This window comes from Vibrio hepatarius (genome assembly GCF_043642085.1).
Lineage (GTDB): Bacteria > Pseudomonadota > Gammaproteobacteria > Enterobacterales > Vibrionaceae > Vibrio > Vibrio hepatarius_C.
This window is the reverse complement of the sequence record NZ_JBHZSA010000016.1, coordinates 45,036-71,006: the sequence shown is the minus strand read 5'-3', so window position 1 is coordinate 71,006 and position 25,971 is coordinate 45,036. Positions and strand designations below refer to the sequence as shown.

Annotated in this window: 27 protein-coding genes and 1 tRNA gene; 11 read left to right on the top strand and 17 right to left on the bottom strand. The window is 46.0% G+C overall.

All coding sequences use genetic code 11. From position 1 onward, the window contains the following. Window positions 1-127 precede the first annotated feature (127 nt). A tRNA-Thr gene (locus ACHUFZ_RS19730) sits at window positions 128-203 on the bottom strand. A 205-nt stretch (window positions 204-408) separates the two neighbouring features. Here ACHUFZ_RS19730 and coaA point away from each other — a divergent pair. Then, window positions 409-1,332: a type I pantothenate kinase gene (gene coaA / locus ACHUFZ_RS19725; protein WP_394128478.1), complete on the top strand. Its 924-nt coding sequence runs from the start codon at window positions 409-411 to the stop codon at window positions 1,330-1,332. A gap of 198 nt (window positions 1,333-1,530) precedes the next feature. Here the strand turns inward: coaA and ACHUFZ_RS19720 are convergent, their stop codons facing one another. Together ACHUFZ_RS19720 and ACHUFZ_RS19715 are read right to left on the bottom strand one after the other, a co-directional pair. Further along, on the bottom strand, window positions 1,531-1,956 hold the full coding sequence (locus ACHUFZ_RS19720; RefSeq protein WP_394128477.1) for a DUF805 domain-containing protein: 426 nt from the start codon (window positions 1,954-1,956) through the stop codon (window positions 1,531-1,533). A gap of 53 nt (window positions 1,957-2,009) precedes the next feature. Beyond that, the gene (locus ACHUFZ_RS19715; protein ID WP_134837372.1) at window positions 2,010-2,357 is read right to left on the bottom strand and encodes a 5-carboxymethyl-2-hydroxymuconate Delta-isomerase; all 348 of its coding nucleotides are present in this window, start codon (window positions 2,355-2,357) and stop codon (window positions 2,010-2,012) included. A gap of 272 nt (window positions 2,358-2,629) precedes the next feature. Here ACHUFZ_RS19715 and tpiA point away from each other — a divergent pair, with 272 nt between their 5' ends. Beyond that, the gene (tpiA, locus tag ACHUFZ_RS19710; RefSeq protein ID WP_394128476.1) at window positions 2,630-3,400 is read left to right on the top strand and encodes a triose-phosphate isomerase; all 771 of its coding nucleotides are present in this window, start codon (window positions 2,630-2,632) and stop codon (window positions 3,398-3,400) included. Between the two features lie 112 nt (window positions 3,401-3,512). Continuing rightward, on the top strand, window positions 3,513-4,868 hold the full coding sequence (locus ACHUFZ_RS19705) for an MATE family efflux transporter (RefSeq protein WP_394128475.1): 1,356 nt from the start codon (window positions 3,513-3,515) through the stop codon (window positions 4,866-4,868). A 60-nt stretch (window positions 4,869-4,928) separates the two neighbouring features. Here the strand turns inward: ACHUFZ_RS19705 and rraA are convergent, their stop codons facing one another. The 3 genes from rraA to efp all read right to left on the bottom strand — a co-directional run bounded on the left by rraA (window position 4,929) and on the right by efp (window position 7,124). After that, entirely contained in the window at window positions 4,929-5,447 is a 519-nt protein-coding gene (rraA, locus tag ACHUFZ_RS19700; RefSeq protein WP_134837374.1) for a ribonuclease E activity regulator RraA, read from the bottom strand. A 75-nt stretch (window positions 5,448-5,522) separates the two neighbouring features. Further along, entirely contained in the window at window positions 5,523-6,440 is a 918-nt protein-coding gene (locus ACHUFZ_RS19695) for a 1,4-dihydroxy-2-naphthoate polyprenyltransferase (protein WP_394128474.1), read from the bottom strand. Window positions 6,441-6,557: 117 nt separating this feature from the next. Continuing rightward, a complete protein-coding gene (gene efp / locus ACHUFZ_RS19690; RefSeq protein WP_126575776.1) occupies window positions 6,558-7,124 on the bottom strand; it encodes an elongation factor P in 567 nt (188 codons plus the stop codon). 32 nt (window positions 7,125-7,156) lie between these two features. Here efp and epmB point away from each other — a divergent pair, with 32 nt between their 5' ends. From epmB to ACHUFZ_RS19670, 4 genes are all read left to right on the top strand, one after another. After that, entirely contained in the window at window positions 7,157-8,179 is a 1,023-nt protein-coding gene (gene epmB, locus ACHUFZ_RS19685; protein ID WP_394128473.1) for an EF-P beta-lysylation protein EpmB, read from the top strand. Between the two features lie 2 nt (window positions 8,180-8,181). Further along, the gene (locus ACHUFZ_RS19680) at window positions 8,182-8,670 is read left to right on the top strand and encodes a prepilin-type N-terminal cleavage/methylation domain-containing protein (RefSeq protein ID WP_394128472.1); all 489 of its coding nucleotides are present in this window, start codon (window positions 8,182-8,184) and stop codon (window positions 8,668-8,670) included. Window positions 8,671-8,755: 85 nt separating this feature from the next. Continuing rightward, window positions 8,756-9,250, top strand: coding sequence for an MgtC/SapB family protein (locus tag ACHUFZ_RS19675; protein ID WP_053441402.1), 495 nt, complete (start codon window positions 8,756-8,758; stop codon window positions 9,248-9,250). A 172-nt stretch (window positions 9,251-9,422) separates the two neighbouring features. Next, complete coding sequence (locus ACHUFZ_RS19670) at window positions 9,423-10,748, top strand: anaerobic C4-dicarboxylate transporter (RefSeq protein WP_394128471.1); 1,326 nt, start codon at window positions 9,423-9,425, stop codon at window positions 10,746-10,748. Between the two features lie 85 nt (window positions 10,749-10,833). Here ACHUFZ_RS19670 and pfkA read toward each other — a convergent pair whose 3' ends face one another. From pfkA to ACHUFZ_RS19655, 3 genes are all read right to left on the bottom strand, one after another. Continuing rightward, window positions 10,834-11,796, bottom strand: coding sequence for a 6-phosphofructokinase (gene pfkA / locus ACHUFZ_RS19665; protein ID WP_134837379.1), 963 nt, complete (start codon window positions 11,794-11,796; stop codon window positions 10,834-10,836). A gap of 270 nt (window positions 11,797-12,066) precedes the next feature. Next, window positions 12,067-12,975 carry a CDF family cation-efflux transporter FieF gene (fieF, locus tag ACHUFZ_RS19660; RefSeq protein ID WP_394128470.1) on the bottom strand — a complete coding sequence of 303 codons (909 nt, stop codon included), beginning with the start codon at window positions 12,973-12,975 and terminating at the stop codon, window positions 12,067-12,069. Window positions 12,976-13,090: 115 nt separating this feature from the next. Next, window positions 13,091-13,594, bottom strand: a complete 504-nt coding sequence (locus tag ACHUFZ_RS19655; RefSeq protein WP_394128469.1) for a CpxP family protein — start codon at window positions 13,592-13,594, stop codon at window positions 13,091-13,093. Between the two features lie 188 nt (window positions 13,595-13,782). Between ACHUFZ_RS19655 and ACHUFZ_RS19650 the strand changes: the two genes are divergently transcribed. The 4 genes from ACHUFZ_RS19650 to trmL all read left to right on the top strand — a co-directional run bounded on the left by ACHUFZ_RS19650 (window position 13,783) and on the right by trmL (window position 17,128). Continuing rightward, window positions 13,783-14,475, top strand: a complete 693-nt coding sequence (locus ACHUFZ_RS19650; RefSeq protein WP_394128468.1) for a response regulator — start codon at window positions 13,783-13,785, stop codon at window positions 14,473-14,475. After that, window positions 14,475-15,860, top strand: coding sequence for an envelope stress sensor histidine kinase CpxA (gene cpxA / locus ACHUFZ_RS19645; RefSeq protein ID WP_394128467.1), 1,386 nt, complete (start codon window positions 14,475-14,477; stop codon window positions 15,858-15,860). The genes ACHUFZ_RS19650 and cpxA overlap by 1 nt, the downstream gene beginning before the upstream one ends. Window positions 15,861-15,933: 73 nt before the next feature. Then, window positions 15,934-16,551: a superoxide dismutase gene (locus ACHUFZ_RS19640; protein WP_394128466.1), complete on the top strand. Its 618-nt coding sequence runs from the start codon at window positions 15,934-15,936 to the stop codon at window positions 16,549-16,551. Between the two features lie 100 nt (window positions 16,552-16,651). Further along, window positions 16,652-17,128, top strand: a complete 477-nt coding sequence (trmL, locus tag ACHUFZ_RS19635) for a tRNA (uridine(34)/cytosine(34)/5-carboxymethylaminomethyluridine(34)-2'-O)-methyltransferase TrmL (RefSeq protein ID WP_394128465.1) — start codon at window positions 16,652-16,654, stop codon at window positions 17,126-17,128. A gap of 221 nt (window positions 17,129-17,349) precedes the next feature. Here the strand turns inward: trmL and trpS are convergent, their stop codons facing one another. The 8 genes from trpS to ACHUFZ_RS19595 form a co-directional block, all read right to left on the bottom strand. Next, the gene (trpS, locus tag ACHUFZ_RS19630) at window positions 17,350-18,387 is read right to left on the bottom strand and encodes a tryptophan--tRNA ligase (RefSeq protein WP_394128464.1); all 1,038 of its coding nucleotides are present in this window, start codon (window positions 18,385-18,387) and stop codon (window positions 17,350-17,352) included. Between the two features lie 124 nt (window positions 18,388-18,511). Continuing rightward, window positions 18,512-19,198, bottom strand: a complete 687-nt coding sequence (locus ACHUFZ_RS19625; protein WP_394128463.1) for a phosphoglycolate phosphatase — start codon at window positions 19,196-19,198, stop codon at window positions 18,512-18,514. 4 nt (window positions 19,199-19,202) lie between these two features. After that, the gene (gene rpe / locus ACHUFZ_RS19620) at window positions 19,203-19,874 is read right to left on the bottom strand and encodes a ribulose-phosphate 3-epimerase (RefSeq protein ID WP_004415927.1); all 672 of its coding nucleotides are present in this window, start codon (window positions 19,872-19,874) and stop codon (window positions 19,203-19,205) included. 106 nt (window positions 19,875-19,980) lie between these two features. Beyond that, a complete protein-coding gene (locus ACHUFZ_RS19615) occupies window positions 19,981-20,808 on the bottom strand; it encodes a Dam family site-specific DNA-(adenine-N6)-methyltransferase (RefSeq protein ID WP_394128462.1) in 828 nt (275 codons plus the stop codon). A 102-nt stretch (window positions 20,809-20,910) separates the two neighbouring features. Beyond that, entirely contained in the window at window positions 20,911-22,392 is a 1,482-nt protein-coding gene (locus ACHUFZ_RS19610; RefSeq protein ID WP_394128461.1) for an SPOR domain-containing protein, read from the bottom strand. A gap of 75 nt (window positions 22,393-22,467) precedes the next feature. After that, window positions 22,468-23,556 (bottom strand): 3-dehydroquinate synthase, encoded by a 1,089-nt coding sequence (gene aroB / locus ACHUFZ_RS19605; protein ID WP_394128460.1) that lies wholly within the window; start codon window positions 23,554-23,556, stop codon window positions 22,468-22,470. 27 nt (window positions 23,557-23,583) lie between these two features. Further along, window positions 23,584-24,102, bottom strand: a complete 519-nt coding sequence (aroK, locus tag ACHUFZ_RS19600; RefSeq protein ID WP_134836542.1) for a shikimate kinase AroK — start codon at window positions 24,100-24,102, stop codon at window positions 23,584-23,586. Window positions 24,103-24,278: 176 nt separating this feature from the next. After that, a complete protein-coding gene (locus ACHUFZ_RS19595) occupies window positions 24,279-25,970 on the bottom strand; it encodes a type IV pilus secretin PilQ (RefSeq protein ID WP_394128459.1) in 1,692 nt (563 codons plus the stop codon). Between the last annotated feature and the right edge of the window lies 1 nt (window position 25,971).

Below are 25,971 nucleotides of genomic sequence, written 5' to 3'. Positions count from 1 at the left end.
GGGACGGATTCGAACCATCGAAGGCAGTGCCAGCAGATTTACAGTCTGATCCCTTTGGCCACTCGGGAACCCCTCCAAATTTTTACTCCAAATCTCTCGTTCTCTAAAAAGAGAATAAGCGGAGAAATGGTGCCGACTACCGGAATCGAACTGGTGACCTACTGATTACAAGTCAGTTGCTCTACCTACTGAGCTAAGTCGGCATAAGTGGTGCGCATTCTATTGAATGATTTTCTACCTTGCAATAGCAAATTTAAAAAAAAATCTGTTTTTACAAAGTTTCTGCTTGTTTGCTGAAAATTCACGCAATTCTATTTATAAAAGCGCCTAATGTCGCATCCGTCATTTGCAATATTTGTTGGTTGTTGTATTTTCGCAGCTCTATCGTAAAACCAAGTTAGGATGACTATGACCCCGTATCTCTCTTTTAATCGTCAACAATGGGCTGAATTACGCAATTCAGTACCAATGACATTATCCGAGACCGATCTGGTCGAGCTGCAAGGCGTCAATGAAAGCCTGACCATGGATGAGGTAGAAGAAATTTACCTGCCGCTATCGCGTTTACTTAACCTCTACATCGCGGCCAGACAAAACCGAAACACAGTATTAAACAACTTTCTTGGTAACCAAGAGAGCGCGCCTCCGTTTATTATCGGTATCGCCGGCAGTGTCGCGGTAGGTAAAAGCACCACGGCTCGTCTACTGAAAGCCCTGCTGTCTCGTTGGGAAAACCACCCGAAAGTTGAACTGGTGACGACGGACGGTTTCTTATATCCAAAGAAAGTCCTCGACGAACGCAGCATCATGCACCGTAAAGGTTTCCCGGAATCTTATGATATTAAGCGTTTGGTGCAATTTGTCTCTGATGTGAAAGCTGCTAAGCCAAATCTGGAAGTGCCGGTTTATTCACACATCACTTACGACATCACTGACGAAGTCAAAGTGGTTGATAGACCGGATGTGTTGATTATTGAAGGCTTGAACGTACTGCAAAGTGGTATGGACTACCCACATGACCCGCACCGTGTTTTTGTCTCTGACTTTTTAGACTTTTCTCTTTATGTCGATGCAGAGAGTAATGTTATTGAGCAATGGTATGTCGAGCGATTCCTCAACTTCCGCAAAGGTGCCTTCACCAAACCTGGCTCTTACTTTAGCCACTACACACGCTTAACCGTACCAAAAGCGATTGAGAAGGCGCACAGCATTTGGCAATCGATCAACGGTGTAAACCTAGATGCCAACATTCTGCCAACCAAAGGCCGAGCCCATCTGATTCTAAAGAAAAGTCAGAGTCATAAAGTTGAACAGGTGTTTCTGCGCAAATAGCGACAAGCTAGCAATAAAAAGGGTTGGCACTGGTGCCAACCCTTTTTAGTATCAACGGATATCTCTGTCATCCTCGAGAGCGAGGCACGAGTGAATTGGGGATCTGTTAAAGCGAGCCAGAAACTCAAAGAGATTCCCTACTCGCTCCTTCGTCACTCTATGGAATGACGGCTAATTTCTAAAAAGACGAATCCCTTTCTACTTCGGCTCTGGTCCGTATTGGTTGTCACCGCTGGCGCCTTTTAGGAAACCACACTCAACCAGAATCCAAGCGCCACAGATAAGTGCAGCAAAAGAGCTAACCGCTTGAAGCATAGTTGTATCTGTCGCGATACCAGGATCGCCAACGGGCACTGTCATTCGACCAATCACTAGCGGGATATTAAGCAATAACCACCAGCTTGATTTGCCTCGGTCATGCCAACGTTTGGCGGTAATCGCTAAATCAGGGATCAGGACAACAATCAGGAACACAGGAAGAATCAAGTGTGCCAACGACGGGAACAGAACATTCATCCCCAACGCAAAACCCACAATCAACAAGTAGTAAACTGCATTCCAAATCCAATAGACTTTACGTCCGATTCGACCTTGAAACGAAAATAGCAATTCTTTAATCGACATCCTTCATTACCTAAATTTTATTACCAAATAAAAAAGCAGTCGGTGCATTCAAATTAATTGATCACCTTCTGAAAACATTCTGTATCCATATCACGTATATTGACCGTCAGGCTACGCACATGACTGGCTTGCTGTTGTAGCACATCCATCAATTGACGCGACAGGTCGCGCTTTTGTTCATCACTGCGCCCGGCAAGTAGTTCAAAGCTAATATGAACAAAATCGACACTATCACCCTCATCACCGATCAACCAGTTATGACAGCGCAATGCACGCGATTTTACGGATCCAACATCAAACAAGCCACATTGAAGTGTCACTTGATGTAAGTCCTCTAACAGCCCTTGCACATTAACGCGCTCATCAACAGAGTTGGAGTATTCCATTACTAGGTTCGGCATAGTCATCCTCAGATGTAAGTGAATTTCATAAGAAAGGAAAAATGAACACCCACTATTAACAACTTCTATACTGAATTCCGAGACGGTTTCCGCCAATTTGTTCAATGGATCACTGATATACCACATAATAAAGAGATATCTGTGGGCTGACTGCTCCAACCAATCGATGATATCCCGATAAGACATGACGGTAATCATGATCTGGTCAATTTTATCTGTTATATTCTTACGAAGATTTTTTACATTAACTGATTAAATACGGAGATATTCCTATGCGTCGTCCTGTAGTGATGGGTAACTGGAAACTTAACGGTAGCAAAGCAATGGTAACTGAGCTGCTAACTGGTCTTAATGCAGAACTTGAAGGCGTTGAAGGTGTTGACGTAGCAGTAGCTCCACCTGCACTTTACATCGACCTTGCTGAGCGTCTAATCGCTGAAGGCGGTAACAAGATCATCCTAGGTGCACAGAACACTGACCTAAACAACAGCGGTGCATTCACTGGCGACATGTCTCCAGAGATGCTGAAAGACTTCGGTGCTACTCACATCATCATCGGTCACTCTGAGCGTCGTGAATACCACAACGAATCAGACGAGTTCGTTGCTAAGAAATTCAAGTTCCTACAAGAGAACGGTCTAAAGCCTGTTTTCTGTATCGGTGAATCTGAAGCTCAAAACGAAGCTGGTGAAACTGAAGCAGTATGTGCACGTCAAATCAACGCAGTTATCGACGCTTACGGTGTTGAAGCTCTTAACGGCGCAATCATCGCTTACGAACCAATCTGGGCTATCGGTACTGGTAAAGCAGCTACAGCTGAAGATGCACAACGCATCCACGCTTCTATCCGCGCGATGATCGCTGAAAAAGACGCAGCAGTTGCTGAGCAAGTAATCATCCAATACGGTGGTTCTGTTAAGCCAGAAAACGCTGAAGCTTACTTCGCACAACCAGACATCGACGGTGCTCTAGTTGGCGGTGCAGCTCTTAACCCAGCTGGTTTTGCAGCTATCGCTAAAGCAGCGGCTAAAGCAAAAGCTTAATTTAAACGACTCTGTTTAAATGAAAGAAAAGGTCAGCTTCGGCTGGCCTTTTTTGTGTCTGTCACTTCAATCAAGTATCCTACTCGTTCTGTTACTAACTTAGTTGTTCCCGATGCAGGATAAGCATGGCCTCTTAACTGGCCCCATCCCTACCGTATTACGTCAAATGACCGTCCCGATGACCTTCGGCATGGTGGCCATTTTGATGTTTAACCTAGTGGATACCTTCTTTATTTCCCTGCTCGGCACCAAAGCGTTAGCAGCGATCAGCTATACCTTCCCCGTCACCTTCGCGGTGAACTGTATTACCATGGGTATTGGCATGGGGCTCTCAACCAATATTGGTCGATTGCTTGGTCAAGGTCACGCCCAAGACGCAGCGCGCTTTTCCACTCATGGCCTCGTATTGGCGGTATCTCTAGTCGCGCTCGCATCCATGCTCGGTTTAGCGACCATTGAACCACTGTTTTTATTACTTGGTGCCGATCGTGCGCTATTGCCGCTCATTCACCAATATATGGATATTTGGTATCTCACCATTCCTCTGTTGGTGATCCCTATGGCTGGCAACGCGGCTATTCGCGCGACAGGAGATACTAAGACACCAGCCAAAATCATGATGCTTGCCGGTATGATCAACGGCATGCTCGACCCACTACTCATCTTCGGTTATGGCCCTTTTCCTGAGCTAGGGATTCAAGGCGCGGCAATCGCCAGTGCGTTTAGCTGGTTGGGCGCATTATGTGGTTCACTTTATGTCTTGGCTAAGCGCGAAAAATTAATTGCGCTACCCTGCTTAACCACCCTCATTTCTGATTGGCGACAGATTTTAAAGATTGGCACGCCAGCCGCGCTATCCAACGCGCTCACTCCTATTTCTGGCGCACTGCTCATGGTAATGCTGTCTGCGCATGGTACCGCCGCCGTCGCTGCTTATGGTGCTGCGCAGCGAGTTGAATCAATTTTGATATTGGTTTTGATGTCACTCACTTCAGCGCTAACGCCTTTTATTGCCCAGAATATGGGCGCAAATAACCTCGGACGCAGCTTTTCCGGGCTGTTTATTAGCATGAGATTTTCAATGGTATTTCAGTTGGGTATTTTCATCATGATGGTACCGCTGAGTATTCCTTTGGCGGCGTTATTCTCCCAAGAACAAGCAGTGAAAGATCTGCTGTGGCATTATCTACTGGTGGTGCCATTTAGCTACGGTTTTCAAGGGGTGATGATGATGTTGGTCTCTGGCTTAAACGCCCTGCACGAACCACTAAAAGCATTCCAATGGAGCTTTATGCGTCTGTTCGTATTTACTCTGCCTTGTGCTTGGTTAGGCAGCCAGCTGTATGACATTGAGGGGCTATTTATTGGCATTGCTTGCGGCAATATTTTAGGTGGCGTGATGGGCTACCTTTACGCATTAAGGCTGCGTCAAAAGTACTTGGCTGAACTGGCGTCTAGCTCAAACTAAAAAGAGGTTGCTACGCGTTTAAACCACGAGCAACCTCTTCGTAATACGGAAATGCTTTAATTAAGCAGCGTCTTCTGCGTCATCTTCGATTTCGAGCTCAATATCCAATGGCTCTTGAGAGAGAATCACACCAGTATTATCGGCATAGAGGTAATCTTCTGGTAGGAAGGTAACACCACCAAAGTTCACCGGAATGTCAACTTCGCCAACACCTTGGGCAGTAGCTCCAACCGGAATCGATGCCAGCGCTTGAATACCGATACTCATATCTTCTAGCTCGTCGACTTCGCGCACACAGCCATAAACGACAATGCCTTCCCACTCGTTCTCTTCAGCAAGTGACGCCAATTCAGCATCAATCAATGCACGGCGTAATGAACCGCCACCATCAATCAGCAGCACTCGACCTAGGCCATCTTGCTCTAGCAGTTCACGAACCAGCCCATTGTCTTCGAAACACTTAACGGTGGTGATTTGGCCCGCAAAAGATGCACTGCCGCCAAAATTGCTGAACATAGGCTCAACAACATCGACTTGCTCTAAGTAAATGTCACACAAAGCAGAAGTATTGTATTCCATAGTATTCCTTCCCATACCGTTGGTTTCTTAATCGAGTATAAAGGGTCATTAAGTCAATGCAATGACATGCATCACTTAACTCACTAGAGTTTGAGCAATAACCACACCCGCAAATAGTAGGTTTGTCACCATTGAGCACTTAACAATTACAGGCATCATTGGCGCAATCTGCGCTGGTTTGTCCGCTAGCCACACCGCCTTACCGTGCTTATAAGTCACCAGCAGGCTAAGTAAAAACGGTAAGCTAATCCATAATGGCGTTGGCTGATGGATCAAGTAAGCGGCGAACGCTAAAACCGCACCAGACAATAAAGCAAAGTGGTACTGTTTCGCTCGTCTTTGTCCTAATCGCACTGCAACGGTTCTTTTGCCACACACTTCATCATTTTCGATATCACGCATATTATTGATATTGAGCACTGCCACTGCGAGTAAACCACAGCCAACAGCGGGAAGAATCAATTGTGGCGCGACAATACCCGTATGAAGGAAATAGGTTCCTGCCACACCGAGCAAGCCAAAGAAGATAAAAACGGAAATATCACCCAAGCCAACATAACCGTAAGGTTTATTACCGACGGTATAAGCGATCGCAGCAATGATAGCCAACACGCCTAAGCCAATAAAGGCCAAAATACTCTGCAGACTTTCCAATGCATAGATAACCAACACTAAGCCAGATAACATGGTCAATATAATGTTGATCACCATGGCATGTTTCATATCTTGTTGCGTCACCGCCCCCGATTGAATCGCACGGACAGGGCCTAAGCGGTTTTCGTTGTCGGTACCTTTAACCGCATCACCATAGTCATTGGCAAGGTTGGACAATATCTGTAGTAAGGTCGCCGTCAGGAATGCCAATAGTGCAACTACGGGAGAAAACTGATGAGTAGAGTACGCCAACACACTACCAGTTAAGATAGAGACCAATGCCAGTGGCAAAGTTTTTGGGCGAGCGGCATCAAGCCAGATTCTAAGAGACTGTTTCATGAGTAGTAGTGTAGTTACCTATGGCCAAACTAAAATTGTGGCACATCAAAGGGGGTGGTGAAAAACAAAAAAAGGCCACCGAAGTGACCTTTTTCTAAAACTTGACATAAATCGAGCTTATTTTACACGACCTACGTATTCACCTGTACGAGTATCAACTTTGATCACTTCGCCAATTGAGATGAATAGAGGAACACGTACTACTGCGCCAGTAGAGAGAGTTGCTGGTTTACCACCTGTACCCTGAGTGTCACCTTTTAGGCCAGGATCAGTGTCAGTAACTTCTAGCTCAACGAAGTTTGGCGGCGTAACGGCAATTGGATTATCGTTCCAAAGCGTTAGCATACATGTGTTGTTTTCTACCAACCATTTCGCATTGTCACCGACCGCTTTAGCATCTGCAGCGATCTGTTCAAATGTTTCATTGTTCATAAAGTGGTAGAATTCGCCGTCGTTATATAGATAATCTAGGTCGGTATCCATTACGTCTGCAACTTCAAAAGATTCACCAGACTTAAAGGTTTTCTCTAGCACTTTACCAGAAAGAAGTTTACGAATTTTTACGCGGTTGAATGCTTGGCCTTTACCTGGCTTAACGTATTCATTTTCCAAGATAACGCAAGGCTCGCTATCAAGCATTAGTTTTAGACCGCCTTTAAATTCATTGGTGCTAACAGTAGCCATTTTTTCCTCTTACATTCTTAGAGCTAAATTCAATGCCGCACATCATAACCCGAAAAGTTGTTTCTGTTGAGCAAAACTGGCTCAAACAGCTAGCGAATGGGATCTCTGATCCCGCAAAATTGCTTGAGAAGCTAGAAATTGATCCTTCTCCTTGGCAAAACGGGTTTGACGCTCGTAAGCTTTTTGCGCAGCGTGTGCCGCAAAGTTTTGTCGATAGAATGGAAAAAGGCAATCCTTTCGATCCGCTTTTACGCCAAGTCCTACCGCTGAGCGAAGAGTTTGAGATTCACCCAGGCTACTCAACTGATCCACTAGAAGAACAGAACAATGCCGTGCCTGGACTATTGCATAAATACCATAACCGCGCCTTGATAATCGTTAAGGGCGGCTGCGCGATCAACTGTCGCTATTGCTTTCGACGTCACTTCCCCTATGACGAGAACAAGGGCTCAAAATCAGTCTGGCAGCAAAGTTTAGACTATATTCAGCAACACCCAGAGATCGATGAAGTCATTCTTTCCGGCGGCGATCCGCTTATGGCTAAAGATGAAGAACTGGCCTGGCTAGTCAATCACATCGCCGATATTCCACATATCAAACGACTGCGCATTCACTCACGGCTGCCAGTTGTGATCCCTGCTCGTATTACTCCTGCCTTGGCTAATTTGCTGGAAAACACCCGTCTACAAACAATTCTGGTTACTCATATCAACCACGCACAAGAGATTAATCAAGAATTGCGAGACAGCTTAACGACGTTAAAGCACGCGGGTGTTACGCTTCTAAATCAGGGAGTTATGCTTAAAGGTGTCAACGATAGCATTGATGCCCAGTCCGCTTTGAGCCAAGCACTGTTTGACGCTGGCGTACTGCCTTATTACATGCATGTGCTTGATAAAGTTCAAGGTGCGGCGCACTTCTTTATTTCGGATCAACAAGCCAAAACAATCATGGCGGGTGTGATGGAAAAAGTCTCCGGCTACCTAGTACCAAAATTAACCCGTGAAATTGGCGGAAGAGCCAGTAAAACACCACTCGATCTACATTTAGAGTAACTATGAAACCGAAAGGCTTTACCTTAATTGAACTCGTTATCATCATTGTCATACTGGCGATTCTTGCCGTTACCGCTATGCCAAGGTTAGTTGACCTACAGAGCGATGCTCGTATCTCGGCGCTAAACGGCCTGCAAGGAGCGATGCAAGGAGCGAACGATCAATTGATTGGCATCTCTTCAGTACAAGGGCTAGATACCGCCGCCAGCGCATCGGTGACCATTGAAGGTGATAACGTCGATATTGCGTTTGGTTATGCCAGCGCAGATAACGCTGGTGCGTGGGCACAAATCATCGATGCCAATATCGATGATGCCACATGGGGTGACGACGGCGCGGACTGGTATTTCAGCAATACCAATCCAAACGATGGCATTATCCTGTACATGCCTGCCAGCCGTCGCCAAGCGGGATTAAATTGCTTTCTTCAATACGGTGAAGCAACTTCAGCCGCACCGCCAAGTTATACCCTATCGACTAACGGCTGCTGATCGCGCACTTTTATCATCAAGACAAAAATCTTTTGTTCGATAGACGGGTCTATTATCTGCATACTCCGACGTTTTGGAGGTCATTATGCAACCAACTATCGAACAACTTCTCGACCTTGGCCCTTTTAGCTGGGCTGCACTTCTTTGCTGCGCCATCAATGGTATTTTGGTCGGTGTCGAGCGCCAAACTCGCGGTAAACCTGTTGGTATCAGAACCTCAATTTTGATCATCTCTGGCACCTATTTCTTTATGTCGATGGCGGTCTCTCTTTCACCAAATACCCTCGACCAAGCGCGTGTGCTTGGTCAGATCATTACCGGTGTTGGATTCTTAGGCGCCGGCGTAATGATGACCTTAGATGGTAAGATCCATGGCGTCACATCTGCAGCCGTTATCTGGGTATTGGCTGCACTCGGTATGATGATCGGACTCGGCTACTTACAACAATCTGTTGTCATCACTCTGCTGGTATTAAGTGTCCTGCTTGGGGTAGATAGAGCAGAGAATAGAATCAAAGCACTGCGCCGTGGTGTTCACCAAAAATTCCACAGCCGCAAAGTCTCTCGTCCAAAACCATGATCATTGCGGCGAAATCGAAACAAATCTTTCGATACAGCGCCGCATTTTGATGAAAGACAAAGAAGCGTTCGAAAACAAAAGCTTGTCACGATATAAGCACTAAGCCTCACATTAACACCTACCACTTTTGGGTAATGTACAGAGAGTTTCATTACCATTGTAGGGTTTAGTTATGTTTTACGTGCATATGCTCCTGCTTCTGACGGTGATATTTATCGGTATCCGCCACGGAGGCATTGCTTTTGGTCTACTCGGGGGCCTAGGCGTTTCGGTCCTCGCTTTTGTTTTTGGTATCGCACCAGGCTCTCCACCAATCAGCGTGATGTTGATTATCCTTGCGGTGGTCGCTGCATCGGCAACCTTGGAAGCCACTGGTGGCCTCAAGCTATTGGTTAAATTTGCCGAACGTTTATTACGTAAACACCCTAGCCAAATTGTCTTCCTTGGCCCACTGTGTACCTACTCTTTAACCGTACTTGTTGGTACGGGTCACTCGGTTTACCCACTGCTACCTGTTATTTACGACGTTGCTTATAAGAAAGGCATTCGACCTGAACGCCCGATGGCGATGGCGACGGTTGCCTCACAAATGGGCATTACTGCTAGCCCAATCGCCGCGGCAGCCGCAGTCGTAATGGCGACCGCAGCAGATAACAGCTTAGATATTGGCTTAGTCAACGTATTGCTAGTGACTATTCCTGCGACCTTAATTGGCGTACTCGTTGGCTGTCTATGGAGCTTGAAACGCGGTAAAGAACTCGACCAAGACTCTGCGTTTATAGAGCGCTGCCAAGATCCTGAATTCAAAGCTCAGCTCGTGGATGCCAGCAGTGATGTCGAAGATGACCAAGCTCATGAAGGTATGGCGAAGAAAGGGTTAACTATCTTCCTTGCGGGTATTGCGACGGTTATCTTTGTCGCTATGTTTGGTAAAGATTTAGGTCTACTGCCAGACGGCGTGAAAATGTCAGTGGCGATTCAGTTCTTGATGCTTTCCGTCGGCGCGTTGATCCTATTGACCACCAAGGTCGAGCCGAAGAAGATCGTCCACAGCAATGTGTTTATCGCTGGTATGACCGCGGTGATCATCATCTTTGGTATCGCTTGGATGAGTGACACCATCATTGGCTTCCACAAGCCGTATCTGATTAGCTTGGTTAGCGATATCGTTGCGGCGCACCCTTGGACCTTTGCCATTGCGATGTTCGTTGTGTCAGTGTTCCTGAAAAGCCAAGCCGCGGTATTAACCATCATGCTACCGCTCGGCTTTGCGATGGGGATTCCAGCGCCAGTACTGATTGGTGTGCTACCAGCGTGTTATGCCTACTTCTTCTTCCCGTTCTACCCGAGCGACTTAGCGGCGATTACCTTTGACCGCTCTGGTACAACTCAGATTGGTAAGTACGTGCTCAACCACAGCTTCTTGCTACCGGGTTTTATTGGCGTGATTACCGCGACGACGGTTGGCTATGTACTCTCAACCATGCTGGTTAACTAGCATCGAGTAATTAACACCAAGTAAAACGAAAAAAGCCAGTTGGTTTCCCAACTGGCTTTTTATTTAAAGCATTAAGCAAGCTTGCTTAGAATAGCTCTTCAGCTACCTTGAATAGGTCTTCACGAACTGGACGCTTCATGTTTTCAATCGCGTCGATAATGTCGTGGTGTACTAGCTGCTCTTTCTGAATACCAACACAACGACCACCTTGGCCGTCCATTAGTAGGTGAACGGCGAAGTTACCCATGCGAGATGCTAGAACGCGGTCAAATGCCGTCGGACGACCACCACGTTGGATGTGACCAAGAACCGTTGCACGAGTTTCACGACCAGTTGCCGTTTCAATCTCTTTTGCTAGTTCATTTGCATCCATCATCAGCTCAGTTAGAGCAATGATCGCGTGCTTCTTACCTTTCGCAATACCATCTTGGATGTTGCTGATAAGTTTTTCTTTATCTAGACCCGTTTCTGGAGTGATGATGTACTCACAACCACCTGCAATTGCAGACATTAACGTTAGGTCACCACAGTGGCGGCCCATGATCTCAACGATAGAGATACGCTGGTGCGAAGAAGAAGTATCACGTAGGCGGTCGATCGCATCAATAACAGTGTTAAGTGCTGTTAGGTAGCCGATAGTGTAATCCGTACCTGCGATATCGTTATCGATAGTGCCTGGTAGACCGATACAAGGGTAACCCATTTCTGTCAGTTTCTTAGCACCCATGTAAGAGCCGTCACCACCAACAACCACTAGCGCTTCAATGCCGTGCTTTTGTAGGTTTTCGATCGCTTTCTGACGCACTTCCACTTCTTTGAATTCAGGGAAACGTGCAGAGCCTAAGAATGTACCACCCTTGTTGATTACGTCAGAAACGCTTGAACGATCTAGCTTTTCGATGCGATCTTCGTATAGACCTAAGTAGCCATCAAACACACCGTAAACTTCTAAACCTTCAGATAGTGCTGTACGTACCACGCCACGAACTGCTGCGTTCATACCTGGTGCGTCACCGCCACTAGTCAAGACACCGATCTTCTTAATCATGCTCACCCTCGATTTTTGGGAATCTTATTTCAATTTTTACGTCAGCCACTTTCATTGACAGTCACTGACTTAATTCCTTTAACTGTGCAATATGTTACCTTTCCTAATCAGGAATACTACTTTTATTTGCACGAAATTATGTAACTTTTCTACTTATGTAAGAGTATTACAGCTTTGCTATTTCACTTAATTGATACATATCAGGATCACAGTTAAAAGTCGTAACGCTGAAAAGATAGTCAATAAGTTGCGGTTTGTCTGTGCGTCCTCTTACCAATCTTGCGACTTCTGCGCTTTCTCCGCACCCAACACCACAGAATAAGGATCTTGGTGGATTAATACATCTGAATGAGGGAAAAGCTCAAGTAATTTTTCTTCTACTTCATCAGAGATTCGATGCGCCTCTAGCAAGCGCATATTATCTTCCAATTCTAAATGCAGCTGGATAAAACGGGTTGGCCCAGACATACGCGTCCGCAATTGATGCACGCCTAATACCCCCTCCACTTTTACGCAAGTCTCACGAATCGCCTTGAGCTCTTCATCTGGCAATTTACGATCGAGCAGAGTTTGCGTCGCTTCTTGCACCATTTTGAAAGCGCTATAAAGAATATATACGCCAATGCCTACCGCGAATACCGAGTCAGCTTGAGTGATACCAAACCAGCTCAGACCCAAGGCGAGCATAATGGCAGCGTTCATATACAAGTCAGATTGATAGTGCAGCGAGTCTGCAGTAATTGCCTGACTGCCGGTACGTTTCACCACATGCTTTTGGAATGTCACCAAACCAAAGGTCACAAAGATGGCAAACAAACTGACATAAACACCATATTCCGGTGATTGGAGTTCATGCGGCCTAAAGAATCGCTCGATACCGTTAAGAATCAGAAACACAGCAGAACCAGAAATAAACATCGCTTGTGCCAGTGCAGCGAGAGACTCCGCTTTACCATGACCAAAGGTGTGTTCTCTGTCGGCTGGCTGCAAGGAGTAACGCACCACAATTAAATTAACCAGTGACGCGGCAATATCAAGCATTGAGTCGATTAAAGACGCCAGTAAACTCACTGACCCCGTCACCCACCAAGCACCGACTTTTACGACTAACAATAGCGTGGCCACAATGGTTGCCGTCCAAGCGGCCATCGTGACTAAACGTGCATACTCTTGCTTCATAACTCTCTGAACAATAAAACATCATTAGCTTTAGTATAACGCCTTCAGTATTGAATAAAAGTGACACAAAAAAGGCGGCCTATTGGCCGCCTTGTCTAAATTCACTTTAAGAGCATTACTCTTCTGCGAAACGCTTTTGCATTTTCTCAGCACATTTGTCTGCTCGCTGTTGAGAAAGTTCGATAAACTTCTCTTTCTGCTCTGGCGTTAGAATGCTTAGCATTTGGTGCTGCTTCTCTAGCATCTTCACTTTGCGCTCAGTCTGCTTCTCAACCATAGCTTTAGCTAGCTCATTGGCTTGTGCTTGGTCAAAATTATCAGCCAATACTAGCTCTTGAACTTTCGCTTTGTGCGCCTGCATTTCAGCGTGGCGCGTTTCAAAATTGCCTTTGAAGTTGGCTTTCATCTCTTTCTTGCCCGCTTCACGCATCTCTTTAAGCTGATCTTTTTGTGCGTCAGTTAGGTCAAGCTTACGCATAACGCTACGGTCAAAACCGCCACCACATTCACCGTGGCCACCTTTCTTATGATCTTTACCACCGAATGCGAAGGCACTTGCAGTACCTAGAGTTAGTGGAACAACAACGGCTGCTAATACTAATTTTTTTGCTAATTTCATAATCGTACCTTTCACTTAATCTATTGGATTGTGCTGCGGTTCTCTGCAGCGCTTGAGTGTAGAATACGACCTGGGACGTAAAGGAACGTCTAGGGAGCGTAAAGATTCGTAAAGAGCTACATTGCCCCTAAATCTATTGCGCAATTAGCAGTAATATAACCGTATCAGAATTACCTAGAGACTTTGCTATGCCACACATTTTATTAATCGATGATGATACCGAGCTGACGAGCCTACTTAAGGAAGTGCTGTCGTTTGAAGGCTTTGAAGTCTCTGAGGCAAACAATGGCGAAGAAGGTCTGGCGCTATTAAGCGATCAAATCGACCTCATCTTACTCGACGTAATGATGCCGAAACTGAACGGCATGGAAACCCTGAAGCGACTGCGTGAAACCTGGGAAACCCCAGTATTAATGTTAACCGCAAAGGGAGAAGAGATTGATCGCGTGATCGGCCTAGAGTTAGGCGCCGATGACTATCTACCTAAACCCTTTAGCGACCGAGAATTGATGGCGCGTATCCGTGCTATTTTACGTCGAACCCAATCATCAAATGGCAAAGCGGCGAAACACTCTGACTGCATTGAATACCAAGATATTCAGGTCTTCCCGGGCAAACAAGAAGCTTACTGCCAAGGTCAACTGTTGGACTTAACCACCACCGAATTTGCTCTGTTGGCGCATTTTATTCAGCATCCTGGCGATACCTTAACTAAGGAAGCGCTCAGTTTAGATGTACTCGGCAAGCGTCTTGCGGCTTTCGACCGTGCCATTGATATGCACGTCTCCAATCTACGTAAAAAACTTCCTGAACGTAGCGACGGTAAATCTCGCATTAAGACCATTCGTGGCCGAGGCTACCTGTTGGTTGAGGAGGGTTGATGCGCCTACCTAAGATCACCAGCTTATACGGCCGTATCTTTGCCATTTTTTGGTTCACGATGTTTTTGGTCTTAGTGGCAGTATTGTCACTGCCTCACCTTGATCCGAGAAAAGCCCGTGATATTCCAGCTGACCATTACGACCGACTGATCGATATAAAAACCAAAATAGAAAACAAATATCGTAACGCAGACAACCTTGCACGAGTGCTATACAAGCTTGAAGGTCCAAGAAACTCCCCGAAAGACCCTCGACCACGCTTTTTTGTCACCGATCTTGAAGGCAATATTCTCACCATTCAAGAAAGAAAAAATTATAGGTATCGTGCCCTACAAAACTTTATCACCAGCGTAGAAATGCCAGGACAACCTCAGCAAAAACTCTACGGTCACTATATGGTGGCTGGCCCGCTGCCGATAACTTTAGCCAAAGAAGAACTACTCCTGTATATCGGCGTTAAGTGGACCCAACCACCGCCATTTTTACTGCGTATGTTTGATAAGCCATTTCAGCTACTCTTTGCCGTAATGCTGGTCAGTACCCCATTGCTGCTATGGCTCGCTTGGGCACTCAGTCAACCAGCGCGCAAACTAGAACGTGCAGCAAAACGGGTGACGAAAGGCGAATTTATCGTCGATCCTACGCTAGAAAAAGGCACCAGTGAATTCCGTCAAGCAGGCGCAAGCTTTAATCAGATGGTGGAAGCGGTCAATCAGATGATTTCCGGTCAGCAGCGGCTGCTTTCCGATATTTCTCACGAGCTACGTTCGCCACTGACCCGCTTAAGAATGGCTAACGCCCTTGCCACTCGTAAACAAGGTGAGAGCCCAGAGCTCACTCGTATCGACACCGAAGCGCAGCGTTTAGAACAAATGATCGCCGAGTTACTTGAGCTGTCGAGAATGCAGGTCGACAGTCACCTCACCCGAGAAGATCAGCCAATGGTTAGCCTGTGGGAAGCGATTTTGTCCGATGCTCAATTTGAAGCAGAACAGATGAATAAGGCCCTGAGCTTTAATGCAATCCCGGATCAGGTCATCTCTGGCAATCCTAAACTGTTGATGAGCGCACTAGACAACATAGTGCGTAATGCGATCTATTACGGCAAGGATCGAATTGAAGTTGAGATGTCTACCTCTGACAATCACATTGTCATTGCCGTTGACGATAACGGTGAAGGAGTCCCTGAACAGGAGCTGGATGCGATATTCCGCCCATTCTATCGCGTCTCTACCGCACGTGATCGACATAGTGGTGGTACTGGCCTAGGGCTCACGATTACCGAAAGTGCCATTCGTCAGCATAGTGGTAGCATCATAGCTAAGCGCAGTGAGCTTGGTGGACTAAGAGTAGAAATTACTCTCCCACTGGGTAGCCCTGAATAACCTTACAAATACACAGTTGATAATAGATCTTATTATCATTTAAAGTAAATCCTTCAATAATGGAGGATTTACTATGTCTCATGTTTTCCCTGAACTTCCCTACTCATACGATGCGCTAGAGCCGTATATTGATGCTAAGACCATGGAAGTCCATTACAGCAAGCATCACCGAACTTACTTTGATAAGTTTATTACCGCAGTAAAAGGCAGCGAGCTAGAGTCCACTAGCCTCAATGACATCTTCGCTCAGATCTCTCAGCAATCTCCAGCTGTTCGTAATAATGGTGGTGGCTACTACAACCATATTCTCTACTGGAACTGCATGGCACCTAACGGCGGCGGAACACCAACTGGTGAGCTTGCACAAGCTATCGTCACTACTTTTGGTAGCTACAAACAGTTCCAAGAGTTATTTGCTCAAGCCGCGATTAATACATTTGGTTCAGGCTTTGCGTGGCTAATCGTCAAAGATGGCGCTCTGCATATCACCTCCACCACCAATCAAGACAACCCATTAATGGATGTGGCAGAGGTTCAAGGTGAACCGATTTTAGCGCTTGATGTCTGGGAGCACGCTTACTACATCAGCTATCAAAATCGCCGCCCTGAATATATCGACGCTTGGTGGAACGTGGTCAACTGGGAAGCAGTCAGTGAAAACTATGCTATCGCGCTCGCCCAAGGCAAATAGTGCCAACCATAGATAAAAACTCACAACGTCAGACTTGGCGGTTTATCTAAGCCGCCTTATACTTTCTAGCCTTTCTCCAATCAGCTAAAAAGAAATCAATATGTTTGATATTGCGCTATACGAACCTGAAATTGCACCGAACACCGGTAACATTATCCGCCTATGTGCCAATTGTGGGGCGAATCTTCACCTAATTGAACCTTTAGGTTTTGATTTAGAAGAGAAAAAAGTGCGCCGAGCTGGATTGGATTACCATGACCTTGCGCGAGTCACTCGTCATAAAGACTACCAAGCGTTCATTGAGTATCTAGAAGAAAATCGTAAAGGCTATCGCATCTTTGCTTGTACCACCAAAACAACAGGTCACCATGTAGATGCTAATTTCCAAAAAGGCGATGTGCTGCTATTTGGACCAGAAACACGCGGTCTACCTGCTGAGCTAATCGAAAGCATGCCGATGGATCAGCGCATTCGTATTCCAATGATGCCTGATGCACGTAGCTTGAACCTGTCAAATGCGGTCGCGATTATTGCCTTTGAGGCATGGCGCCAAATGGGCTTTGAAGGCGCTCAGTAAGAACTATCTGAATACGAAAGGGCTGGCGTTTTTGCCAGCCCTTTTTTCTACTGTCATCCTCAAGAGTGAGGAACGAACGAATTGGGGATCTCTTCAAGTAGTCACAAACCTTAAAAGATTCCCTACTCGCTCCTGCGTCACTCTATGGAATGACAAAATACTAAGACAAAAAAACGGACTCAAATGAGTCCGTTTTTTATGTTTTTCGTAAACTACTGAGTCTATGGACGAGCCACAAAGCCAACTGCCTCGTATGCTTTCTTCAACGTTTCTGCTGCGCGAGCTGATGCTTTCTCAGCACCTTGCTTCATCACTTGATCCATGTAAGCACGGTCAGCACGAATACGGTGGTACTCAGATTGAATTGGCTCAAGCATCGTAACCAGTGCTTCACCAACATCTTTCTTAAATGGACCGTACATCTCAACACCTTGGTACTTCGCTTCAATCTCTTCAAAGCTCATGCCTGTTGCTGCTGAGTAAAGACCCATTAGGTTAGAGATACCCGCTTTGTTGTCCCAGTCGTGAGCAATACGCGGTGGAGTCTCTGCGTCAGTTTGAGCTTTGTTAATCTTCTTGATGATTGACTTAGGCTCTTCAAGCAGAGTAATCACGTTTTTACGGTTGTCGTCAGACTTAGACATCTTCTTCGTTGCATCTTGCAAGCTCATTACACGTGCATTCACTGTAGGGATGTACGGCTCTGGCACTTGGAAGATTGGCTGCTCTGGCGAGTAGATGTTGTTGAAGCGGTTAGCGATATCACGCGCTAGCTCCAAGTGTTGCTTCTGGTCACTACCTACAGGCACTTGATGCGCGCCGTATAGCAGGATATCTGCAGCCATAAGAACTGGGTAATCGAACAGACCTACGTTTACATCACCAAACTGGCTAGATGAGTCTTTCGAGTAACGTGCTGATTTATCTTTAAACTGAGTCATGCGGCCCAGTTCACCCATCTGGGTGTAACAGTTAAGAAGCCAACCAAGTTGAGCATGCTCTGGTACGTGTGACTGAACAAATAGCGTGCTCTTTTGCGGATCAACACCAACAGCCAGACAGATTGCTAATGCATCTAGAGTCGCTTCATGCAGTGCTTTCGGATCTTGACGAACCGTAATCGCGTGAAGGTCTACGACACAGTACTGGCAATCGTAATCGTCTTGCATCTGCTGCCATTGACGTAGAGCACCCAAGTAGTTACCGATACTTAGTTCACCTGATGGTTGAACACCACTCAATACGATGGGTTTGCTCATGGGAATAGTTCCTTTGACTTCTTAATCTAAATAAATGAAAAAACCGTGTCGACTTAGGGATTAATCACCTAGAAACACGGTTTACTCAGTGTACTCATTAACGAGTATTTTGGAAGACCTTTTATTAGGCTTCAGTACAAACAGCGACAGCTTCCACTAAATCTGCGATGGTGTCCGCGACATAATCAGGTTGCGACACCGAGATTGGTTCACCGTGGTTGTAACCATAAGTTAGGCCAAACGAGTGACAACCTGCATTTTTCGCCGCTTTGATGTCGTTGCTTGAGTCACCAACCATCATCATCTCTTGTGGCTGACATTGGTGTTTCTCTAGCAGCCAATTCAAAGCCATTGGGTTTGGCTTCTTCTCAGGGAAGGTATCACCGCCAATTACATCAACAAAATACTTATCAATGCCGTGCTTGGCTAAAACTTCAGGGACAAACTTCGATGGCTTGTTGGTTACCAGTGCCATAGTAAAGCCCGCTTTATCTAGCTCAGCTAGAGTCTCTTTTACCGCTGGGTAAAGGTGGCTAAGCTTGTGACCACTTTTTTCGTAGTAATCATCAAACATCACACGCGCTTTAGCATGCAGTTCAGGATCAAGCTCAGGTGAGACCGTCAAGCTGCGGCTCAATGCGCGGCCGATTAGGATATCTGCGCCATTACCCACGTAATCGCGAACCTGCTCTTCTGTTACTGCAGGGTAACCCAGTGCTTGTACTGCTTGGTCCGCTGCAACCGCCAAATCTGGCACGCTATCAAGCAGCGTACCGTCTAAATCAAAAGCGATAAGTTTAATACTGCTCATCGAATTACTTTACCTTGGCCAGTTCAGCGCGCATTTGATCAATCACTTGTTTGTAATCTGGCTGATTAAAGATAGCCGAGCCTGCTACGAACATATCCGCGCCCGCTTCTGCAATCTCTTTAATGTTGTCAACCTTTACACCACCGTCGATTTCTAGACGAATATCGCGGCCAGACTCATCAATCATCTTGCGAACTGCACGCAGTTTATCAAGCGTATTAGGAATGAATGATTGCCCACCAAAACCTGGGTTTACTGACATCAGTAGAATCATGTCTACTTTATCCATGATGTACTCAAGGTGAGACAGCGGCGTTGCAGGGTTTAGTACCACACCCGCTTTACAGCCGTGTTCTTTGATCAGTTGTAGAGTACGGTCAACGTGCTCTGATGCTTCAATATGGAAGGTGATCATCGACGCGCCCGCTTTAGCAAAATCAGGAATGATGCGATCAACTGGCTTCACCATTAGGTGAACATCGATTGGAGCGGTGATGCCGTAGTCACGTAGCGCCTGACAGATTGGCGCACCGAAGGTCAGGTTTGGTACGTAGTGGTTGTCCATTACGTCGAAATGAACCACGTCAGCACCGGCTGCGAGTACTTTTTCTACGTCTTCGCCTAAGCGAGCCATATCTGCAGACAGAATCGATGGAGCGATAAGGAAATCTTTCATACCTGACCTCTAGGTTAAATTGGGCATCATTGCACACTGAAGAAACTTTGCGCGCAATTCTACCTAAGCTAGAGATCAGAAGATAGGGAAGTGTGATGAAATGTGATTATTTGCTTTCAACAGGCTTAAACAGCGCAAGAAGTTCATCAACTTTGTTGCGACCAGCGCCATTGCGACTGATGGTTCGTTTTACCTTCACCACATTAAGCTCAGCGCCGTGATACAGACGACGAGTCAAAGTCGTGTCGTGGTTTGAGATCAACACTGGAATACCACGCTCTGTCGCTGCTTTCTCAGCCACGTCAGCCAACGCCGCCTGGTCATCTAAACTAAAACCATTACCCGCATAAGAGGTAAAGTTCGCCGTGGTAGAAAGTGGCGCATACGGTGGGTCACAGTAAACCACACTGCCCTTACGCGCTCGCTTAAACGTCTCGTGGTAACCTTCACAGACAAAGGTCGCCTTATTGGCTTTCTCAGCAAAAAACTCTAGTTCCGCTTCTGGGAAGTAAGGTTTTTTGTAAGAGCCAAATGGTACATTAAAGCCGCCTTTTTTGTTGTAACGACATAGGCCATTAAAACCAAAACGGTTCATATATAGAAAAGCAAGAGAACGGTACATCACGTCATCGGTAGCGTTAAACTGAGCGCGCACATCCAAATACGCTTCTTTGCGGTTGTTCTCTGGGCAGAACCAACGTTTCGACTCAGAAATATACTCTTGAGGATTCTCTTTAAGCAGGTTGTAGAGGTTAATCAGATCTGGGTTGATATCTGCCAGTAAGTACTGCTCATAGTCAGTATTGAGAAAAACAGAACCAGCACCTACGAACGGCTCCACCAGCTTACGTGCTTCTGGCAAGTGACGCTGGATATCTTCGACAAGTCCGTATTTTCCACCTGCCCATTTCAGGAAGGCACGCTGCTTCTTCATCTACTGCTCTATTTATCAACCACAAATTAAGGCTGCGGAATGTAACATATTTTGTAATTAATCTCAGACTATTTTCTGGCTCAAAGGCAGAATCAAGCCATCTTAGTTACCACGCTCAATTTCACGTTGAACTTGGTTAAGAGATTTAGCCCAAGGGTCGAGATTTTGCAGCTCGCTAGAAAGCCCTTGCACAGCATCACGAGCGACCTGAATAGTTGGGTAATTGCTGTAAGTTACGATATACCAATCGACATCATTACGGATGGTTGGATAAATAAAAACTTGGTTGCTCAGCTGATATTGGTCAATGAACTTCTGCACCTCTTCCAGCGACTGCACCGCTGCAAGCTGTAAGGTGTAACTGCGCGGAGAAAAGCTCTTAAGCTCATCTTTAGTAAATGAGAATTTAATAACGGTTTCCGCTGACTGCTCTTGAGTTGCTGGCTCGCTAGTTGCTTCAGGTTCAGCTACTGGTTCGGTAACTGTTGACTGCTCAACAACAGCTTTAATTTCACTGGTATCGACCGTTTCTGGTTTATTCTCCAACAAGGCATCCACCACATCAGAAGTAATCACCACACGTTGGTGATCGTCATCAGCATTGCCAACACTCGACACCTGCTCGGTAACATCTGGCGGTAAGGCGCTGGAGTCATCTTCAGCACCAACTAAACTCGGGTCAATGCTCGCCTCAGGTTCAACCACTTGCGAGGTCGAGTCCGCTGAAGAAACTTCAGGCAACGTTGGAATCACGGTTTGTTCCATCGTCTCTGTAATTTGCTGAGCTTTATCATCAGGTGATGGTTGAGACATCATCCACCAATATCCACCACCGATGATCATCAGTAGGATCACCACTAACATAGCGATATTGGTAGGCGAGCCTACTATCGAGCGGATAATAATCCTTTTTTCCACTTTTTGTTCCCCTAATGCCATGATTTCGCCAGGGCGGCGCGCCACAGTTCGATATGCGTTGCGAACCCGTTTTTCCATATCGTCTTCGACAAAACGAATCACCAAATGTTCAAAAAAGCGGTCCGCTTCTTGTTGGCTAAGTGCTTCAATTTCCAGATCAATTGGTTTGTGCTCTTGACCATAGCTCAGACGAGTTAACAGGGCATCTAAACTGCTTGGTTGAGCAAACAGTAACACATTGATCGTCCAGCCCGGATGAATCTGCGCTTCCAGAACCAGCATCCACAGTTCTGAAATAAAAGACTCACTGAGCAGATGAGCATCATCAACCGCGATCACCACATCGCAATTTTCACCTTCCATTAAACGCGAAAAAGACTCCGCTATGGAGTCCGCAGGGTCGAATAAAGGCTCTGAAAGAAGTTGAGTCAGAATGGTAGAGCGGCGCTGCTGATCATCTTGATTGGGGTAGCACATCAACAAAGATTGGTTCTTGTCTTGCGCCCAAGCTTCAAGGTAATACTGCGCTAACCACGTTTTTCCCGCCCCTTTGTCACCACCAATGGTGACGAGGTTGGAACCAAAATTGGTCAGTAGTTGCAATCGTTCTAGCAGTTCAACCTGCGAGTCTAACTCCAACACACGTGGATCACGCGCTAAGCTCATTTCACAAAATCCTAATGATCAATTAAGCAGTATCAACCACAGCTAAGCGTGGATTGATACTACAAACAAGAAGACTTAAACGGTGCGAGCGAAGTCGATGGCTTGTTCGATAATCGACTCTGGCACACCTTTCACTACGTCAGCTGTACCTATGCTGGTAGGTAAGACTAAGCGAAGCTCACCAGCTAACACCTTTTTATCACGCATCATATGCTTCATAAAGTCAGCAAAAGACATTTGCTCAGGTGTATGTACCGGCAGTTTTGCTCTCTTCAGTATAGAGAGAATTCGCTCAACTTGCTCTTCACTGATAAGCCCTTGAAGCTGCGCTGTTTTTGCGGCCATTACTGTGCCAGAAGAAACCGCTTCGCCATGTAGCCACTTACCATAACCCAACTCTGCTTCGATCGCATGACCAAATGTATGACCTAGGTTCAGTAAAGCGCGAATACCTGACTCTTTTTCATCTTTTGCGACAACTTCAGCTTTGATTTCGCAGCAACGAGCGATGGCATAAGTCAGTGCTTGCTCATCGAGAGCATAAAGCTTATCAAGGTTCTCTTCTAACCAAACAAAAAACGCCTGATCGTAAATAATGCCGTATTTGATCACTTCCGCAATCCCCGCAGCAAATTCACGTTCTGGGAGCGTCTTGAGGCAATCGGTATCAATCACCACAGCTTTTGGTTGGTAAAATGCGCCGATCATATTCTTACCCAGTGGGTGGTTGACCGCGGTTTTACCACCAACAGATGAGTCGACTTGAGACAACAATGTAGTCGGAATCTGAATGAAATCGACACCACGCTGATAACACGCAGCGGAGAAACCAACTAAATCACCAATAACACCGCCACCAAGGGCAATCACAACCACATCACGGGCAAAATTACCTTCGAGTAGGTAGCTCATGACTGAGTTGAATGTCTCTAATGATTTGTATTGCTCGCCATCAGGCAGTTCCAGTAACGATGCGTCACAGCCTAATTGCTTTAATAGAGAGAAGATTTTATCGGCATAAAGAGGGGCAACAGTGACGTTAGAAATCACTACTACTTTTTGCTTGCTCGATAAGAAAGAAAGGTGGGCCGGATCATTAAATAATCCGGCACCAATTGAGATTGGATAGCTACGTTCGCCTAAGCTGACCGTAATCCGTTCCATGGGTATTCTCCAATTGCTAAAAAAGTCTTAACGTTCTTCTAGCATTTTTACGATCTGGTTGGCTACCACTTTTGCACTTTGATCGTCTGTACGTACCGTGTAATCCGCAATTTCTTCGTAAAGTGGGTTACGTTCTCCAGCTAGAGACTCTAACACTTCACGTGGATCATCAGTTCGTAATAATGGTCGCTTCTTGTCGCGGTTAGTGCGAGCAAGTTGCTTTTCAATTGTTGTCTCAAGATAAACAACAATACCGCGCGCAGAAAGACGGTTACGGTTTTCTTTGCTCTTAATTGAACCACCGCCTGTTGCAAGTACGATACCTTGCTCATCAGTTAGATCATTAATTACAGATTCTTCGCGTTTGCGGAAACCGTCTTCGCCTTCAACATCAAATACCCAAGCGATATCTGCGCCAGTGCGTTCTTCAATAACGGTATCAGAATCAACAAACTCCATATGAAGTTGTTGAGCTAGGTGTCTACCGATTGTGCTCTTGCCGGCACCCATTGGGCCTACAAGGAAAATATTGCGTTTCTCAGCCATGTTTAGCAGTAATTTACAACGTTAATTCAATGACATCGCCACAAGAGAAGCCAGTTTATAACTAGCAGTAGAAATGCTTGTGGCACCTATTCCTCACAGATAATTCGTGATAAGACCCGAAATTATCTAGATAAGGTGCCCTTAATGCAAATTTATTTTTTCAAGTAAGGTAATTCTTACTCAATTACAACTTTGGGGGTAACGAAAATCAACAGCTCGCTTTTACCCATTTGTTGATAGGTTCGCCGAAAAAGAGCCCCAAGTAACGGAAGGTCACCGAGCATAGGCACTTTCTCGACTGCATCGGTCACACTGTGCTGGAAGATCCCGCCTAAAACCACCGTCTCACCGTTTTCTACCAACACTTGGGTGCCAATCCGTTGAGTATTAATCGCCACCGCTTCTCCAGTACCTGTTTTGACGATATCGCCGGGCCTATCTTGAGTAACACTGAGATCGAGTACTAAACGATTGTCTGGGGTGATTTGTGGAATTACTTTGAGACTTAATACCGCCTTTTTAAACGCCACACTGGTTGCGCCACTAGAAGAGGATTCTAAGTACGGAATTTCGGTGCCTTGTTCAATATAGGCAGGCTTTTTATTGGTGGTAATGAGGCGCGGGCTCGAAATTACTTCCGCTTTGGACTCACGTTGCAGTGCTGAGAGTTCTAAGTCGAGCAACATGTCCGAGCCCAATTTGGCGACTTGAAAGGCAATGCTCGATGCGTTGGCAGAGGTAGCAGCCAAGTTCACGTTCAACATGTCATCAATCGGTACCGTTCCAAACACGTTGTCTTCGATGCTAGCGCCAAGCGTAGTACTGCCATTGCTGTTGTGATAGCCCCAACGCACACCGAGCTCATCTAAGTTGCCCTCATTAACGGTGACGATTCGCGCCTCTATCTGCACCTGTTTAACCGGAATATCCAGTTCATCAATGATCGCTCGAATAACATCAATGTTGGGTTGTAAATCGCGGATAAGTAACGCATTGGTTCGTTCATCGACACTTAATGCCCCGCGCGAAGAGAGCATACTTATCGCCCCTTCTCCACCTATCATGTCAGCAATGTCCGATGCCTTGGCGAACTTTACTTTGACGATCTCAGAACGCAGTTCACCTAACTCTTCCTCTAGGCGAGCCTTTTCTAGCCTCTCTCGTTGACGTGCATCTAGCTCTGCTTTAGGCGCGATCAACACCACGTTGCCAGTCGTGCGCTTATCCAACCCTTTCACCTGCAGAATAATATCGAGTACCTGCTGCCAAGGCACCCCATCTAGACGCAAGGTTAGGTTGCCGCTGACAGAGTCAGAGACCACAAGGTTGAAGTCGTTATAGTCAGCAATAAGCTGAAGGACATGTCGCACCGGAATGTCTTGGAAATTAATTGATATCTTTTTGCCTTCCCGCTCTAGCTCACCAGTTTGTTTTGATGGTGATGACTCAATGCGCGCTTTAACCTCAACGTGTAAGTCATTACCATCGATTTTGTAGTCATAACTGTATTGACCATCAATCGTCGCCACCAAGCGCGCACTAGTTTGGTTGCGAAACACTTCAATGGCGCCCACATTGGTCGAAAAATCTTTTACATCGACAAGGTAAAGCTGCTCATCTGGAACCTGAGTATTGAGCAGCTCTATCTGCAAGCCCTGTGACGTTTTGCGTACATCCACCACAACTTGCTGATGTTGCAGGTGAATAATGATCGTCGCTTGCTGCTCACTGCCAACTCGAAAATCAATCCCTTGCAATACGTTCTGCATCTCTTGCTTTGCCATACTTGCGACAGAAAAACTGCTGCAGCACAGCAACAACATCACGTTCATATAGTGAGAATAGCGACGAATAAATCCCTTTATCATG